This window comes from Pseudomonas sp. CROZ-RG-20F-R04-15, from assembly GCF_022662375.1.
Taxonomy (GTDB): domain Bacteria; phylum Pseudomonadota; class Gammaproteobacteria; order Pseudomonadales; family Pseudomonadaceae; genus Aquipseudomonas.
On record NZ_JAKNQL010000002.1, the window covers coordinates 93,313 to 108,635 of the forward strand.

The window sequence follows — 15,323 nt, forward strand, 5'->3', positions numbered from 1 at the left end:
TAAGGCGGCAAGTATGTCTGGATTCTACGAAGCGCCCATTCAGACTTTGTGACAATTGTTGACGACGCCGGTGCCCGACACCCGCTATGCCTAAGTGCGGGACTCTCAAGGACGGGCTTATGCGCACAGGGATGATGGCGCTGGCAGTCGGTCTGCTGGCCCCGGTTTTTATGCCGGCCTTACCGCCGGTCTGGTTGATGCTGTTGTTGCCGGTGGCGGCTTTGATGTTGCTGCCGTTTCGCAGCTTTCCATTGGCGTTTTTTCTGCTGGGATTCACCTGGGCCAGCGTCGGTGCGCAATGGGCGTTGAATGATCGATTGCCGGCTGAACTGGATGGCGAAACCCGCTGGCTCGAAGGGCGGGTGGTCGGGTTGCCGCAAAACAGCGACGGCGTGGTGCGTTTCGAGTTGGCTGATGCGCGCTCACGTCACGAAAAACTGCCATCGCTGATGCGGCTTGCGTGGTACGCCGGGCCTGCGGTCAATAGCGGCGAGCGCTGGCGTCTGGCGGTGAAGTTGAAGCGTCCCGCGGGTTTGCGTAATCCCGAGGCTTTCGATTATGAAGCGTGGTTACTGGCGCAACGCATCGGAGCGACTGGCACGATCAAGGACGGCCAGCGCCTGAGCGAAGCGCGCTGGGCCTGGCGCGACAGCATTCGCCAGCGCTTGCTGAGTGTCGATGCACAGGGACGTAACGGAGCGCTGGCCGCGTTGGTGCTGGGCGATGGCTCGGGGCTCAGTCGCGAGGACTGGCAGATTCTGCAGGACACCGGCACCGTGCATTTGCTGGTGATTTCCGGGCAGCACATTGGATTGCTGGCAGCGGTGATGTATTGGCTGGTCGCAGGGTTGGCGCGATTTGGCTTGTGGCCGCGGCGTTGGCCGTGGCTGCCATGGGCCTGTGGACTGGCATTTACGGCGGCGTTGGGTTACGCCTTGCTTGCCGGGTTCGACGTGCCGGTACAGCGCGCCTGTGTGATGGTCGGGCTGGTGCTGTTGTGGCGTTTGCGCTTTCGTCATCTGGGGGCCTGGTGGCCGCTGCTGCTGGCGTTCAATGGTGTTTTGCTGCTGGATCCGCTCGCCAGTTTGCGTCCAGGGTTGTGGCTCTCGTTTGCCGCAGTGGCTGTGTTGATCTTTACCTTTGGCGGTCGTTTGGGCGCGTGGCGCTGGTGGCAGACCTGGACGCGGGCGCAATGGTTGATTGCGCTCGGTTTGTGCCCGGTGTTGCTGGCACTGAACCTGCCGATCAGTCTCAGCGGGCCGCTGGCCAATCTGCTTGCAGTGCCTTGGGTCAGTCTTGTCGTGCTGCCGCCGGCGTTGCTCGGGACGGTGTTGTTGCCCATACCCTATGTCGGCGCAGGGCTGCTGTGGCTGGCGGGTGGTCTGATCGACGGGTTGTTTCGCGCGCTGGCGATAATGGCCGGGCATTTGCCTGCATGGATCGCACCCTCGATACCCGTCTGGGTCTTGGCTGCGGGCAGCCTCGGCGCGGTGTTGTTGCTGTTGCCGCGCGGCGTGCCATTGCGCCCGCTGGGCTGGCCATTGCTGTTGCTGCTGGTGGTGCCGCCACGCGAACGGCTGGATGCGGGACTGGCCGACATCTGGCAACTGGATGTCGGCCAAGGCCTGGCCATCCTGATCCGCACCCGGCATCACACGCTGCTCTATGACGCTGGGCCGCGCTTTGGTGATTTCGATCTCGGCGAGCGGGTGGTGCTGCCCGCGTTGCGCAAACTGAGAGTGGAAAAACTCGATCTGATGCTGCTTAGCCATGCGGATGCCGATCACGCTGGCGGCGCTTTGGCGATCACCCGTGGTTTGACCGTCGATCAAGTCATCAGCGGCGACCCGGCGGGACTGCCCGCGCAATTGAGCGCCGAAGCCTGCGAAAGCGGCCGGCAATGGCAGTGGGACGGGGTCACTTTTCAACTCTGGCAGTGGCCGGACGCCCGCGACAGCAATCAGCGCTCCTGCGTCTTGCAAATCGAGGCCAATGGCGAGCGCCTGTTGCTGACTGGCGATATCGACACCCACGCCGAACGCGCGCTGCTCGACAGTCCATTGGCCGTGCCGACGCCATGGCTGCAATCACCCCATCACGGTAGCCGAAGTTCATCGTCAATGGCGCTGCTCAGGGTGTTGCAACCAGAGGCCGTGCTGATTTCCCGTGGGCAGGGCAACTCCTTCGGCCATCCGCATCCGACCGTGCTGGCGCGTTATCGCAAACTGGGTCTGCGCATCTACGACAGCGCCGAGGAGGGCGCCATTCATCTGCAACTGGGCCGCTTCAAAGCGCCGTGGACGATGCGTCAACAGCGGCGTTTCTGGCGTGATCCGCCGGCGCTCGCCCGTTGATCGGTGCCAGCATGGATGGCACATCACGGTCGTCGGGGCGGCGGGTCTTAATCGTCAATCGGTATGGTAAAGTGGCGCACTTTTTCGAGGGGACTGTCACTGTGTGGGAATTGGTCAAATCCGGCGGCTGGATGATGTTGCCGATCATTCTGAGCTCCATCGCGGCCATGGCGATCGTCGCCGAGCGCCTGTGGACCCTGCGCGCCAGTCGCGTCACCCCCGAGCATCTGCTGGGCCAGGTCTGGGTCTGGATCAAGGACAAGCAACTCAATAAAGAAAAACTCAAGGAGTTGCGCGCCAATTCGCCGCTGGGGGAAATCCTCGCCGCCGGCCTGGCCAACTCCAAACATGGTCGCGAGATCATGAAAGAGTGCATCGAAGAAGCCGCCGCGCGGGTCATTCATGAGCTTGAGCGTTACATCAATGCACTCGGCACCATCGCGGCCATGGCGCCGTTGCTGGGTCTGCTCGGCACGGTGCTGGGCATGATCGACATTTTCAGCGCGTTCACCGGCTCGGGCATGACTACCAATGCCTCGGTGCTGGCCGGCGGTATTTCCAAAGCGCTGATCACCACCGCCGCAGGCCTGATGGTCGGTATTCCAGCGGTATTCTTCCACCGGTTCCTGCAACGCCGCATCGATGAACTGGTGGTCGGTATGGAACAGGAAGCGATCAAACTGGTTGAAGTGGTGCAGGGCGACCGTGACGTCGACCTGACCGAGGGCCGCGCGTGAAATTCCGTCGCAAGCCCCGGGAAACCGTGGACATCAACCTCGCGTCGCTGATCGACGTGGTGTTCATCCTGCTGCTGTTTTTCGTCGTGACCACCACGTTTACCCGTGAAACCCAGTTGCGCGTTGATCTGCCGGAAGCGGTCAGTGGCTCGCCGGCCGAAGATCAGCAGCTCAAGCAGATCGACGTGGCCATCAGCGCTGAGGGCGTGTTTTCGGTGAACAACAGGATTCTGCCGAAGAACGACCTGGCGACCCTGATGGAAGCCATGCAGAAAGAGTCCAACGGTGACACCAACATGCCGTTGTCGATCAGTGCCGACGGCAAGACTCAGCATCAATCAGTGATCACCGCCATGGACGCGGCCGGCAAGCTCGGTTTCAGCCATCTGCGCATGACCACGGTCGAGGCGGCGCCCAAATCCTGATGAGCCTGTCCGATCGTTTGCTCGCTGCGTGGTATCAGGGGCACCCGGCCCTGACGCTGCTGCGGCCGCTGGAAATGCTCTATCGCCGTGTGGTGGTGGGTAAACGCCAGCGCTTTCTCGACGGTGAAGGCGAGATCTATCAGCCTCCGGTGCCGTTGATTGTGGTGGGTAACATCACCGTCGGCGGTACCGGCAAGACACCGATGATTCTGTGGTTGATCGAGCACTGCCGGCGCAGCGGTTTGCGCGTCGGTGTGGTCAGTCGTGGTTACGGTGCCAAGCCGCCACAATTGCCCTGGCGCGTTGCGGCCGATCAAACCGCCGACATTGCCGGTGACGAACCGCTGCTGATCGTGCAGCGCACGGGTGTGCCGCTGATGATCGATCCCGATCGCAGCGCGGCCGTCAAAGCCTTGCTCGCCAGTGAACCGCTCGACCTGATCCTCTCCGATGACGGCATGCAGCATTATCGTCTGGCGCGGGATCTGGAGCTGGTGCTGATCGACGCCGCTCGCGGCCTCGGCAACAAGCGTTGCCTGCCCGCCGGGCCTTTGCGCGAGCCGATCGAACGCCTGCAAAGCGTCGACGGCGTGCTGTTCAACGGTGCCACCGAAGATCGCGACGACGGTTTCGCTTTCCATCTGCAACCCACTGCGCTGGTCAATCTGCACAGCGGCGAGCGTAAACCGCTCGATCATTTGCCGGCGGGCCAGGCTGTGCACGCGGTCGCCGGCATCGGCAATCCGCAACGTTTCTTCAATACCCTCGAAGCGCTAGACTGGCGCGCAGTCCCCCATGCGTTTGCCGACCACGCCGAATACAGCGTGCAAGCCTTGAATTTCACACCGTCATTGCCGTTGGTGATGACCGAAAAAGACGCGGTGAAGTGCCGCTCTTTTGCTGCTGCCGACTGGTGGTATCTGGCCGTCGATGCCGTGCCGTCACCGGCCTTCGTGGCCTGGTTTGACACGCAGCTGATGCGCCTGTTGCCCGATCGGCTTTTGCCTTAACTCTTTACTCAGGGAATGTTCATGGACACCAAATTGCTCGATATCCTCGCGTGCCCGATCTGCAAAGGCCCGCTCAAGCTCAGCGCCGACAAGACCGAGTTGATCAGCAAGGGCGCCGGTCTTGCGTACCCGATCCGCGATGGCATCCCGGTGATGCTCGAAAGCGAAGCCCGCACCCTGACCACCGACGAGCGTCTGGATAAATGACCACTGCCTTCACCGTTGTCATCCCGTCGCGTTTCGCCTCGACCCGCTTGCCGGGCAAGCCGCTGCTGGACATCGCCGGCAAGCCGATGATCCAGCATGTCTGGGAACAGGCGAGCAAAAGCAGCGCCAGCCGCGTGGTGGTTGCGACTGACGATGCGCGCATCGTCGAGGCCTGCAAGGCCTTTGGCGCTGAAGTGGTGCTGACCCGTGAAGACCATAATTCCGGCACTGATCGTCTGGCCGAAGTCGCGGCGAAACTGGGCCTTGAGCCCGACGCGATCGTGGTCAACGTGCAGGGTGACGAGCCGCTGATTCCGCCGAGCGTGATCGATCAGGTCGCCGCCAATCTGGCCGCTCACACCGAAGCGCGCATGGCCACGCTGGCCGAGCCGATCGAAGACGTCGACACCCTGTTCAATCCGAACGTGGTCAAGGTCGTCAGCGACCTCAACGGTCTGGCGCTGACCTTCAGCCGCGCGACCCTGCCGTGGGCGCGCGATGCATTCGCCAAGAGCCGCGAGCAATTGCCGGAAGGCGTGCCATACCGTCGCCATATCGGCATTTATGCCTACCGCGCCGGTTTCCTTCAGGACTTCGTCAGCTGGGGCCCGTGCTGGTTGGAAAACACTGAATCCCTCGAGCAACTGCGTGCGCTCTGGCATGGCGTGCGGATTCATGTCGCCGATGCGCTGATCGCGCCGCCGACCGGTGTCGACACTGCCGAAGATCTCGAGCGCGTTCGTCGCCTGCTGGAGGCCTGATGCGTGTTCTGTTTGTGTGCCTGGGCAACATTTGCCGTTCGCCCACGGCCGAAGGCGTGTTGCGCCACAAGTTGCGCGCCGCTGGGCTGGCGGATCAGGTCGAAGTGGCCTCCGCCGGCACCGGTGACTGGCACGTTGGCAACCCGCCGGACAAGCGCAGCCAAGCAGCGGCTAAAGTACGCGGCTATGACCTGTCGGCGCAACGCGCGCAGCAGGTCAGTCGTGCCGATTTCGCCAGTTACGATCTGATTCTGGCGATGGACAACAGCAACCTGCGCAACCTCAAGGCGCTACAACCGTCCACCGGCAAGGCTGAACTGGATCTGTTCCTGCGTCGTTATGCCGGGTTGGTCGATGAAGTACCGGATCCGTATTACGACGGCGATCAGGGTTTCGAGCAGGTGCTGGATCTGATCGAAGCGGCCTGTGACCAACTGCTGATCGAAGTGAAGGGCCGGTTATGAGTTTGCAGGTGCAACCACAGGTTTCCCTGAAACCGTTCAACAGTTTCGGCGTCGATGTGCGTGCGCAACTGTTCGCCGAAGCCCATAGCGATGCCGATGTTCGTGAAGCGCTGGCGTATGCCACGGCTCACGACGTGCCGTTGCTGGTGATTGGTGGTGGCAGCAACTTGCTGCTGACCGCTGATATTCCGGCGCTGGTGCTGCGCATGGCAACGCGCGGAATTCGCCTGATCAGCGATGACGCGAACCGTGTGGTGATCGAGGCTGAGGCGGGCGAGCCGTGGCATCCGTTTGTCCAGCACACATTGGCGCTGGGCTTTTCCGGCCTGGAAAACCTCAGCCTGATTCCCGGCACTGTCGGCGCTGCGCCGATGCAGAACATTGGCGCTTACGGCGTCGAGATCAAGGATGTGTTTGCTGGCCTCACCGCGCTGGATCGTCAGACCGGCGAGCTACGTGATTTCACTCTGGAAGAATGCAACTTCGCCTACCGCGACAGTCTGTTCAAGCAGCAGCCGGGCCGTTGGCTGATTCTGCGCGTGCGCTTCAAACTCGATCGCGTCGCGCATCTGCATCTGGAATACGGCCCGGTGCGTCAGCGCCTGACTGAGCAAGGTATCGAGCAACCGACCCCCACCGACGTCAGCCGCGCGATTTGCAGCATTCGCAGTGAGAAGCTGCCGGATCCGGCCGTGCTCGGTAATGCCGGCAGCTTCTTCAAGAATCCGCTGGTTTCGGCGGCCATCGTCGCGCAGATCAAGGCGCAGCACCCGGATGTGGTGGCCTATGCGCAAGCGGACGGGCAAATGAAACTGGCCGCTGGCTGGCTGATCGAGCGTGCAGGGTGGAAGGGTTTCCGTGAGGCTGATGCCGGCGTGCATAAAATGCAGGCGCTGGTGCTGGTCAACTACGGCTCGGCGACCGGCCTGCAACTGCTCGACCTTGCGCAACGCATCCAGAAAGATATTGCCGAACGTTTCAATGTTGACCTGGAAATGGAGCCCAACCGCTATTGAGGCTACGCTTTCCAGACGCCATCCAAAGCCCTGCACTGATTAAAAAGTGCAGGGCTTTTTTGTTAACGCTGGGTTAACTTAGCGAGCTAACGATAACCGTCATTTGCTCCACCAAAGGCCCGGTGCAGACGTTCGCGTCGGCACAAGAGAGCCTCATTAGCCTGAGTCGATCTGCGTGAACCACCGCCGATTCAACGGCGGCAGATTGCTCGACCCCATAACCACTAAAAATATGCGGGCGTGCCCATGATTACCCTGAAACTCAACGGTCAAGACCATCCCCTCGATGTCACTGAAGACATGCCGCTGTTGTGGGCGATTCGTGATGTCGCCGGTTACAACGGCACCAAGTTCGGTTGCGGCATGGGTCTGTGCGGCGCCTGCACCATTCACATCGATGGCTTGCCGGCGCGCAGTTGCATCACGCCGATTGGTTCGGTGATCGGGCAGAACGTCACCACGATCGACAATCTTCATGCTGACCCGGTCGGGCAGATCGTCCAGCAAGCCTGGCTCGATACCGCTGTCGCGCAATGCGGTTTCTGTCAGGGCGGGCAGATCATGTCGGCCACCGCGTTGCTCAAGACCAACCCGAACCCGAGCGACGAGCAGATCGAAGAGGCCATGGTCGGCAATATTTGCCGCTGCGGCACCTACAACCGGATCAAAACCGCTATCCGTCAGGCTTCCACTCATTTGAAGGAGGCGAAAGCATGAGCCGTCTTCCGAATGATTTCGCCCTGAGCAATCTCAGCCGTCGTGGTTTTCTCAAAGGCGTCGGCGCCACCGGTGCGCTGGTGTTGGCGGCGAGTTGGGGCTGGCAGGACGCGTTGGCCGAAGACAAACCGAAACAGTTCGGCGCCGATGGCATGCCCAATGGCTGGATCGATGATCCGAAGGTCTATGTCAGTATTGCCGCTGACGGCACGGTGACCGTCGTGTGCAACCGCTCGGAGATGGGGCAGGGCGTGCGCACCAGTCTGACCATGGTTGTTGCCGATGAGCTGGAGGCCGATTGGGCGCACGTCAAAGTGCAACAGGCGCCGGGTGATGAGGTGCGTTTCGGCAACCAGGACACCGACGGTTCGCGCAGCATGCGTCACTGGTATGAACCGATGCGTCGTTGTGGCGCGGCAGCCCGTACGATGCTGGAGCAGGCAGCGGCCGCGCAGTGGAAAGTCCCGGTGGGCGAATGCCACGCGCAGTTGCATAAAGTGCTTCACAAACCGTCCGGCCGAGAACTTGGTTATGGCGAACTCGCCGCCGCGGCCAGTGCGTTGCCAGTACCGGCACGCGACAGTCTGCGCCTCAAGCAACCGGCGGAATTTCGCTATATCGGCAAGGAAGGCACCCGGGCGATCGACGGTGACGACATCGTCAACGGTCGCGCGGTATACGGCGCGGACGTGCATTTCGACGGCATGCTGTACGCAACTATCGCTCGGCCGGCGGTCTACGGCGGCAAGGTCAAATCCGTGGACGACAGCGCTGCGCTGAAAGTCCCCGGCGTGCTCAAAGTGATCCAGATCGAAAGCCGTCCGCTGCCTTCGGAATTCCAGCCGTTGGGTGGCGTGGCCGTGGTGGCCAGCAATACCTGGGCCGCGATAAAGGGCCGCGAAGCGCTGAAAATCGAGTGGGACGATGGCCCGAACGCCAGTTATGACTCGATCGCCTATCGCAAGGAGCTCGAAGCCGCATCGCTCAAGCCCGGCAAAGTGGTGCGCAACACCGGCGATATCGACAAGGCCCTGAGCGGCGCTGCCAGCATCCTCGAGGCGTCCTACTATTTACCGCATCTGGCGCAGGCGCCGATGGAGCCAATGGTTGCCATCGCGCGCTACAAGGACGGCGTTTGCGAAGCGTGGGCGCCGAGTCAGGCACCCCAGGTCACCCGCGAACGCATTGCCGAGCGTCTTGGGCTGCCGTTCGACAATGTCACCTTCAATGTCACGCTGCTCGGCGGTGGTTTCGGACGCAAATCCAAGCCGGATTTCGTCGTCGAAGCGGCGATCCTCGCCAAAGAGTTTCCCGGCAAAGCGCTGCGGGTGCAGTGGACGCGTGAAGATGACATCCACAACTCGTATTTCCACACCGTGTCCGCCGAGTATCTCAAGGCAGGCGTGGGCAAGGACGGCATGCCGTCCGGTTGGTTGCATCGCACCGTAGCACCGAGCATTACCGCGCTGTTCGCGCCGGGCATGAATCATGAAGCCGCGTTTGAACTGGGCATGGGCTTCACCAACATGGCTTATGCGATTCCCAATGTGCGCCTGGAAAACCCCGAAGCTACCGTGCATACGCGGGTCGGCTGGTATCGCTCGGTGTCGAACATTCCCCATGGTTTCGCCATCCAGAGCTTCGTCGATGAGCTGGCGTACAAGGCCGGTGAGGATCCGCTCAAATACCAGATCAAACTGCTCGGCGCGGATCGGCAGATCGACCCGCGCACCTTGAGCGAAGAGTGGAACTACGGTGAATCGCCCGAGCGTTATCCGATCGACACCGGGCGCATGCGCACCGTGCTGGAGACGGCGGCCAAAGCGGCTGGCTGGGGACGCAAGCTGCCGAAGGGCCGTGGTCTGGGGCTGGCTGTGCATTACAGCTTCGTCACTTACGTGGCGGCGGTGATCGAGGTCGAGGTCAAGGACGACGGCACGCTGATCGTGCACAAGGCGGATATTGCTGTCGATTGCGGGCCGCAGATCAACCCCGAGCGCATTCGCTCGCAGTTCGAAGGTGCCTGCGTGATGGGCCTCGGCAATGCGGTGCTGGGCGAAATCAGCTTCAAGGACGGCAAGGTCCAGCAGGACAACTTCCATATGTATGAAGTGGCGCGCATGTCGCTGGCGCCGAAGGAAGTCGCGGTGCATCTGGTGACTCCGCCGGGCGACGTGCCGTTGGGCGGTGTCGGCGAGCCGGGCGTGCCACCGATTGCTCCGGCCTTGTGTAACGCGATCTTCGCCGCCACCGGCAAGCGCATCCGCAATCTGCCGGTGCGTTACCAGTTGCAGGGCTGGCAGAAGGCAGAGGCGTAATGGACAGCGTCGATCTCAACGTCCTGCGCAGCGTCCTCGAATGGCGCCGCGCCGGACAGCGGGTGGTGCTGTTCAGCGTGGTGCAGACCTGGGGCACTGCGCCTCGGGCGCCTGGCGCGATGCTGGCGTTGCGCGAGGATGGCGTGGTGATCGGTTCGGTGTCGGGCGGGTGCGTCGAGGATGACTTGATTGCCCGTCTGCACGACGGGCGGATCGCCACCGATGGACCGCCGGTGCAATTGATCACCTATGGCGTCACGCGAGAAGAGGCGGCGCGCTTCGGGTTGCCGTGTGGCGGCACGTTGCGCCTGACCGAGGAACGGGTTGGTGATCCTGGCTGGGTTGCCGAATTACTGAGCCGTTGTGAATCTCACGAGATTGTCGCTCGCGAATTGAACATCGAGACCGGTGAAGTGCTTCTGTCGCCGGCCAGCAAGTCCGACTCGCTGGAATTCGACGGCAAAACCCTGCGTGCGATCTACGGCCCGCGCTGGCGTCTATTGTTGATCGGCGCCGGGCAGTTGTCGCGTTACGTGGCGGATATGGCGCGATTGCTGGATTTTGAGGTGCTGATCTGCGATCCGCGCACCGAGTTCGTCTACGGCTGGGAAGAGCATCACGGGCGTTTGGTCTCGGGTACGCCGGACGAGGCGGTGTTGAGCATTCAGACCGATGAGCGCACGGCGATTGTCGCGTTGACCCATGATCCGCGTCTGGACGACATGGCGTTGCTGACGGCGCTGGATTCGCCAGCCTTCTATGTGGGAGCGCTCGGTTCGCGCGTCAACAGCCAGAAACGTCGGGAAAATCTGGCTCAGCTAGGCTTATCGGTACAGGCGATCGATCGGCTGCACGGTCCGATCGGTCTGCACATCGGTAGCCATTCGCCGGCTGAAATTGCCTTGTCCTTGCTGGCGGAAATCGTCGCGATCAAGAACGGTGTCGAGTTGAAGCAGAAGAAAACTTTGGAGGACGCATGAGTCGATCCATTGCAGTGATTGTGCTGGCAGCGGGCGAGGGCAGTCGCTTTCGCCAGGTGGCGGGCGCCGATAAGGACAAGTTGCTGGCTGATTGCACCGGGCGTGATGGCGGGGTGCGTTCGGTGATTGAGCAGGTGCTGTTGAATCTGCCGGCCAGTCTCGACAAGCGTGTGCTGGTGACGACTGAGGCGCGGCCGCAGGCAATGCGCATGGCGCAGGCTTATGGCTGTGACGTGGTCTCGATCGAGTCGACCGGAATGGGGGACAGCATTGCCGCTGGCGTCAAGGCGTGCCCGGAGGCGGATGGCTGGTTGATTGTGTTGGGGGATATGCCGTTTATCTTGCCGTCGAGTATTGAACGGGTCGTTGCGGCGATTGCTGATGATGCGGTGAGCGTGCCGGTGCAGGAGGGCGAGTTTGGCCATCCAGTGGGGTTTGGGCGTTCGTTTGGTGCGGGGTTGCAGGCGTTGAGCGGCGATCGAGGGGCTCGGCCGTTGTTCAAGCAGGGTAGGGTGGTGGAGGTTGCCGTCGATGATCCAGGCGTTCTGTGGGACATCGATGTGCCTGAGGCTTTGGTTTTTGCCTCGTCATGAGACCTGTGTGAATTCCTTGGAGCCCTCACCCTAGCCCTCTCCCAGAGGGAGAGGGGACTGACCGAGGTGTTCTTTCGAGGTGCATCGACCTGAAATATCCAGTTGAACTCAATATCTGAAAACCGCGCAAATCGGCTCCCTTTCCCCCTCGCCCCTCGGGGAGAGGGCTGGGGTGAGGGGGTTGGATCTGGAGTCCACCACAAAAAATCGCGGCATAAAAAAGCCCCGCCTGAATAATCAGGCGGGGCTTTTTAACGGCTTTGGAAATTACACGAGAGGTTTAGGCTCGTGTTCTTTTTCCTCGGCCTCTTGGTGTTGCTCGACCGCGTCCTGAACGGAGCGTGGTGCTTCAGCAATCACTGCTTCGACAACCGCTTCTTCAGCGACCGGGGCAGGTGCTGCCTCGACCACTCCAGCCACCGGAGCAGCAGCGGCAGCCAGTTCGGCTTCCTTCTGCAGGCGCTCTTCTTCACGCTTGCGACGACGCACTTCACGTGGGTCGTTTGGCGCGCGGCCGCTTGGCGTCAGAGCGCTGACTGGAGCCGGTGCTTCAACCACTGGAGCTGGCGCTTCGGCAACGACAGGTGCTTCGACAACCGGTGCAGGTTCAGTAGCAACCACTGGCTCGGCAACTTTGGTCTCTTCAACCACAGGAGCTTCAACCGCAGGCGCTTCGAACACTGGCGCTTGAACAACTGGCGCTTGAACAAGCGGGGCTTCAACCACTGGCGCTGGTGTTTCAGCAACAGCCGGTTCGGCAACCCAGTTGAAGGCGGTTTGTTCTTCACGAACTTCACGCACGGTTTCGGTCACGGTTTCAGCGACGGTTTCAACCACCGGCTCAGCGAACACAACGGGCGCTGGCTCTACCTGAGGCAGGTTTTCCTGAACCGGTGCCACTTCGACTTCCGGAGCAGCAATCACTTCTACCGGCGTGGTCGCTTCAACAACCGGCGCTTCCACCGCAGCAGTTTCCTGAACAGCGGCAGTGGCGCGTTCGGCTTGCTCGTGCGCTTGTGCTTCAGCCGGAGCGCTGATCACGCTGCTGGCAACAGCAGCAGTCACCGCCAGGCCGGCAGCCAGTTCGGCAGTGCTTGGCTCTTCAGTGTTTTCGCCGGATTCGGATTCTTCCGAACCTTCGATCACGTTGCCGTTGGCATCACGTTGACGCTCACGACGGTTGCTGCGACGACGCTGACCGCGCGAACGACGACGTGGGCGATCGCCTTCGGCGTTCTCCGAACCGTCTTCCGGCAGTTGCTCTTCGTTGCTGTTCACTTCTTCTTCAGCGACGGCAGCAGCGGCCTGTTCGGCGCGTGGCTGACGCTCTTCACGCGGCGGACGCGGTGCGCGTTCTTCACGTGGCTGACGGGCCGGACGCTCTTCAGCGACAACGGCTGCGGTGGCTTCAGCCACTGGCGTGGCGTCCAGAGGCTCGCGCAGTTCACGTACACGCTCTTCACGCTCGCCACGTGGCTTGCGGTCTTCACGCGGTGCACGTGGAGCACGTTCTTCACGCGGAGCACGAGGTGCGCGTTCTTCACGGACTGCCGGTGCTTCGGTACGGGCTTCACGAGGCTCGCGGACTTCACGGGCTTCACGTGGCTGACGCTCTTCACGCGGTTCACGTGGGGCGCGCTCTTCACGCGGTGCACGTTCTTCGCGCGGCTTGCGTTCTTCATCGCGGCGACCATTACGGTTGCGGCTCTGCTGACGACCGTTGCGACGTTCTTCGTTACGGGCCGGACGCTCGCTGGCTGGTTTTTCAACCACAACCGGAGCAGCTGGCTCTTCTTTCGTGGCAAACAGGCTGACCAGCGATTTCACCAAGCCTTTGAACAGGCTTGGTTCTGGCGCGGCAACTGGAGCCGGTGCCGGTGCGGCAGGTGCGACGGCTTCGGTCGGAACCGGAGCGTTGGCGCGGGCCGGAGCAGTCTTGACTGCGGCTTCCTGGCGAACCAGGGTGCGGGTCGCAGCGGCTGGCTGAACTTCTTCGACTTCGGCAGCGGCAGCAGCGATTTCGTAGCTGGACTGGTTGGTCGCGGCTTCCGGGCTGTCGTCACGCAGACGCTGAACTTCGAAGTGCGGCGTTTCGAGGTGATCGTTCGGCAGAATGACGATGCGGGCACGGGTGCGCAGTTCGATCTTGGTGATCGAGTTGCGTTTTTCGTTGAGCAGGAACGCGGCGACCGGGATAGGCACTTGCGCGCGCACTTCGGCAGTACGGTCTTTCAGGGCTTCTTCTTCGATCAGGCGCAGGATCGCCAGCGACAGCGATTCAACGTCACGGATGATGCCGGTGCCGTTGCAACGCGGGCAGACGATGCCGCTGCTTTCGCCCAGGGATGGACGCAGGCGCTGACGGGACATTTCCAGCAGGCCGAAGCGCGAGATGCGGCCGATCTGCACGCGAGCGCGGTCGGCTTCCAGGCATTCGCGGACTTTCTCTTCCACGGCGCGCTGGTTCTTGGCAGGGGTCATGTCGATGAAGTCGATGACGATCAGGCCGCCGATGTCGCGCAGGCGCAACTGGCGGGCGATTTCTTCGGCAGCTTCAAGGTTGGTCTGCAGGGCGGTTTCTTCGATGTCGCTGCCTTTGGTGGCGCGCGCCGAGTTGATGTCGATGGACACCAGGGCTTCGGTCGGATCGATAACGATGGAGCCGCCGGAAGGCAGTTCAACGACGCGCTGGAAAGCGGTCTCGATCTGGCTTTCGATCTGGAAACGGTTGAACAGCGGCACGCTGTCTTCGTACAGCTTGATCTTGCTGGCGTACTGCGGCATTACCTGGCGGATGAAGGTCAGGGCTTCGTCCTGGGCTTCAACGCTGTCGATCAGCACTTCGCCAATGTCCTGGCGCAGGTAATCGCGGATAGCGCGGATGATCACGTTGCTTTCCTGGTAGATCAGGAAAGGCGCGGAACGATCCAGCGAGGCTTCTTTGATGGCGGTCCATAGTTGCAGCAGGTAATCGAGGTCCCACTGCATTTCTTCGCTGCTGCGGCCCAGGCCGGCAGTGCGCACGATCAGACCCATGTCGGCCGGTGCAACCAGACCGTTCAGCGCTTCACGCAGTTCGTTGCGTTCTTCGCCTTCGATGCGGCGGGAGATACCGCCGGCACGCGGGTTGTTCGGCATCAGCACAAGGTAACGACCGGCCAGGCTGATGAAGGTGGTCAGGGCGGCGCCCTTGTTGCCACGTTCTTCTTTTTCGACCTGAACGATGACTTCCTGGCCTTCGCTCAGGACGTCCTTGATGTTGACGCGGCCTTCAGGGGCTTTCTTGAAGTATTCGCGGGAGATTTCTTTGAGGGGCAGGAAGCCGTGGCGCTCGGAGCCGAAATCGACAAAGGCAGCCTCAAGGCTTGGTTCGATGCGAGTGATACGGCCTTTATAGATGTTGGCCTTCTTCTGCTCGCGTGCACCGGATTCGATGTCCAGGTCGTAGAGGCGTTGGCCATCTACCAGTGCAACACGCAACTCTTCGGGTTGAGTTGCGTTAATCAGCATTCTTTTCATGTAGTACCGTCGGTTTCCGGGCTGCCGGAAACGGCGTTCGGCACACACGACTTCTCACGGTCGGTGTCAGGTGCGTCGGGAGTGGTTGGCCATTCCCGTGTCCAGCGATATGCGGCCAATTGGGCCGATATAGCGACGTACGCGTCCTGCTTGCTGTGGCTACTTAAGCACTCAGTCAGGAGGAGGAATCAACCAGCGGCTGTGGACGAGATGAAGCGTCTT

13 protein-coding genes are annotated in these 15,323 nt (G+C 61.5%); 12 read left to right on the top strand and 1 reads right to left on the bottom strand.

Annotated elements, in window-relative coordinates; translation table 11 throughout:
• Window positions 1-119 precede the first annotated feature (119 nt).
• The 12 genes from L8H52_RS04770 (at window position 120) to L8H52_RS04825 (ending at window position 11,582) form a co-directional block, all read left to right on the top strand.
• Window positions 120-2,354 (top strand): DNA internalization-related competence protein ComEC/Rec2, encoded by a 2,235-nt coding sequence (locus L8H52_RS04770; protein WP_242205883.1) that lies wholly within the window; start codon window positions 120-122, stop codon window positions 2,352-2,354.
• A gap of 101 nt (window positions 2,355-2,455) precedes the next feature.
• Complete coding sequence (locus L8H52_RS04775) at window positions 2,456-3,091, top strand: MotA/TolQ/ExbB proton channel family protein (RefSeq protein ID WP_178113639.1); 636 nt, start codon at window positions 2,456-2,458, stop codon at window positions 3,089-3,091.
• A complete protein-coding gene (locus tag L8H52_RS04780; RefSeq protein WP_242205881.1) occupies window positions 3,088-3,516 on the top strand; it encodes a biopolymer transporter ExbD in 429 nt (142 codons plus the stop codon). Before L8H52_RS04775 ends, L8H52_RS04780 begins: the two co-directional genes overlap by 4 nt.
• Complete coding sequence (gene lpxK, locus L8H52_RS04785) at window positions 3,516-4,526, top strand: tetraacyldisaccharide 4'-kinase (RefSeq protein WP_242205879.1); 1,011 nt, start codon at window positions 3,516-3,518, stop codon at window positions 4,524-4,526. Before L8H52_RS04780 ends, lpxK begins: the two co-directional genes overlap by 1 nt.
• Window positions 4,527-4,547: 21 nt before the next feature.
• On the top strand, window positions 4,548-4,733 hold the full coding sequence (locus tag L8H52_RS04790) for a Trm112 family protein (protein ID WP_003174668.1): 186 nt from the start codon (window positions 4,548-4,550) through the stop codon (window positions 4,731-4,733).
• The gene (gene kdsB / locus L8H52_RS04795) at window positions 4,730-5,494 is read left to right on the top strand and encodes a 3-deoxy-manno-octulosonate cytidylyltransferase (RefSeq protein ID WP_095048623.1); all 765 of its coding nucleotides are present in this window, start codon (window positions 4,730-4,732) and stop codon (window positions 5,492-5,494) included. Before L8H52_RS04790 ends, kdsB begins: the two co-directional genes overlap by 4 nt.
• Window positions 5,494-5,958 (top strand): low molecular weight protein-tyrosine-phosphatase, encoded by a 465-nt coding sequence (locus tag L8H52_RS04800; RefSeq protein ID WP_122604979.1) that lies wholly within the window; start codon window positions 5,494-5,496, stop codon window positions 5,956-5,958. Before kdsB ends, L8H52_RS04800 begins: the two co-directional genes overlap by 1 nt.
• The gene (gene murB / locus L8H52_RS04805; protein WP_242205877.1) at window positions 5,955-6,974 is read left to right on the top strand and encodes a UDP-N-acetylmuramate dehydrogenase; all 1,020 of its coding nucleotides are present in this window, start codon (window positions 5,955-5,957) and stop codon (window positions 6,972-6,974) included. Before L8H52_RS04800 ends, murB begins: the two co-directional genes overlap by 4 nt.
• Before the next feature lie 246 nt (window positions 6,975-7,220).
• The gene (locus tag L8H52_RS04810; RefSeq protein WP_016986039.1) at window positions 7,221-7,691 is read left to right on the top strand and encodes a (2Fe-2S)-binding protein; all 471 of its coding nucleotides are present in this window, start codon (window positions 7,221-7,223) and stop codon (window positions 7,689-7,691) included.
• On the top strand, window positions 7,688-10,009 hold the full coding sequence (locus L8H52_RS04815) for a xanthine dehydrogenase family protein molybdopterin-binding subunit (protein WP_242205875.1): 2,322 nt from the start codon (window positions 7,688-7,690) through the stop codon (window positions 10,007-10,009). Before L8H52_RS04810 ends, L8H52_RS04815 begins: the two co-directional genes overlap by 4 nt.
• On the top strand, window positions 10,009-10,989 hold the full coding sequence (locus tag L8H52_RS04820; protein WP_242205873.1) for an XdhC family protein: 981 nt from the start codon (window positions 10,009-10,011) through the stop codon (window positions 10,987-10,989). The genes L8H52_RS04815 and L8H52_RS04820 overlap by 1 nt, the downstream gene beginning before the upstream one ends.
• Window positions 10,986-11,582: a nucleotidyltransferase family protein gene (locus L8H52_RS04825; RefSeq protein ID WP_242205871.1), complete on the top strand. Its 597-nt coding sequence runs from the start codon at window positions 10,986-10,988 to the stop codon at window positions 11,580-11,582. Before L8H52_RS04820 ends, L8H52_RS04825 begins: the two co-directional genes overlap by 4 nt.
• A 267-nt stretch (window positions 11,583-11,849) precedes the next feature.
• Here the strand turns inward: L8H52_RS04825 and rne are convergent, their stop codons facing one another.
• Window positions 11,850-15,101 carry a ribonuclease E gene (gene rne, locus L8H52_RS04830; RefSeq protein ID WP_242205869.1) on the bottom strand — a complete coding sequence of 1,084 codons (3,252 nt, stop codon included), beginning with the start codon at window positions 15,099-15,101 and terminating at the stop codon, window positions 11,850-11,852.
• Window positions 15,102-15,323 lie beyond the last annotated feature (222 nt).

Bases quoted from the DNA above. Each gene is read 5' to 3' on its own strand.
- L8H52_RS04815 (WP_242205875.1), top strand. From the start codon at position 7,688: ATGAGCCGTCTTCCGAATGATTTCGCCCTGAGCAATCTCAGCCGTCGT.
- rne (WP_242205869.1), bottom strand. From the start codon at position 15,101: ATGAAAAGAATGCTGATTAACGCAACTCAACCCGAAGAGTTGCGTGTT.
- lpxK (WP_242205879.1), top strand. From the start codon at position 3,516: ATGAGCCTGTCCGATCGTTTGCTCGCTGCGTGGTATCAGGGGCACCCG.
- L8H52_RS04810 (WP_016986039.1), top strand. From the start codon at position 7,221: ATGATTACCCTGAAACTCAACGGTCAAGACCATCCCCTCGATGTCACT.
- kdsB (WP_095048623.1), top strand. From the start codon at position 4,730: ATGACCACTGCCTTCACCGTTGTCATCCCGTCGCGTTTCGCCTCGACC.
- L8H52_RS04820 (WP_242205873.1), top strand. From the start codon at position 10,009: ATGGACAGCGTCGATCTCAACGTCCTGCGCAGCGTCCTCGAATGGCGC.
- L8H52_RS04770 (WP_242205883.1), top strand. From the start codon at position 120: ATGCGCACAGGGATGATGGCGCTGGCAGTCGGTCTGCTGGCCCCGGTT.
- murB (WP_242205877.1), top strand. From the start codon at position 5,955: ATGAGTTTGCAGGTGCAACCACAGGTTTCCCTGAAACCGTTCAACAGT.
- L8H52_RS04825 (WP_242205871.1), top strand. From the start codon at position 10,986: ATGAGTCGATCCATTGCAGTGATTGTGCTGGCAGCGGGCGAGGGCAGT.
- L8H52_RS04800 (WP_122604979.1), top strand. From the start codon at position 5,494: ATGCGTGTTCTGTTTGTGTGCCTGGGCAACATTTGCCGTTCGCCCACG.
- L8H52_RS04790 (WP_003174668.1), top strand. From the start codon at position 4,548: ATGGACACCAAATTGCTCGATATCCTCGCGTGCCCGATCTGCAAAGGC.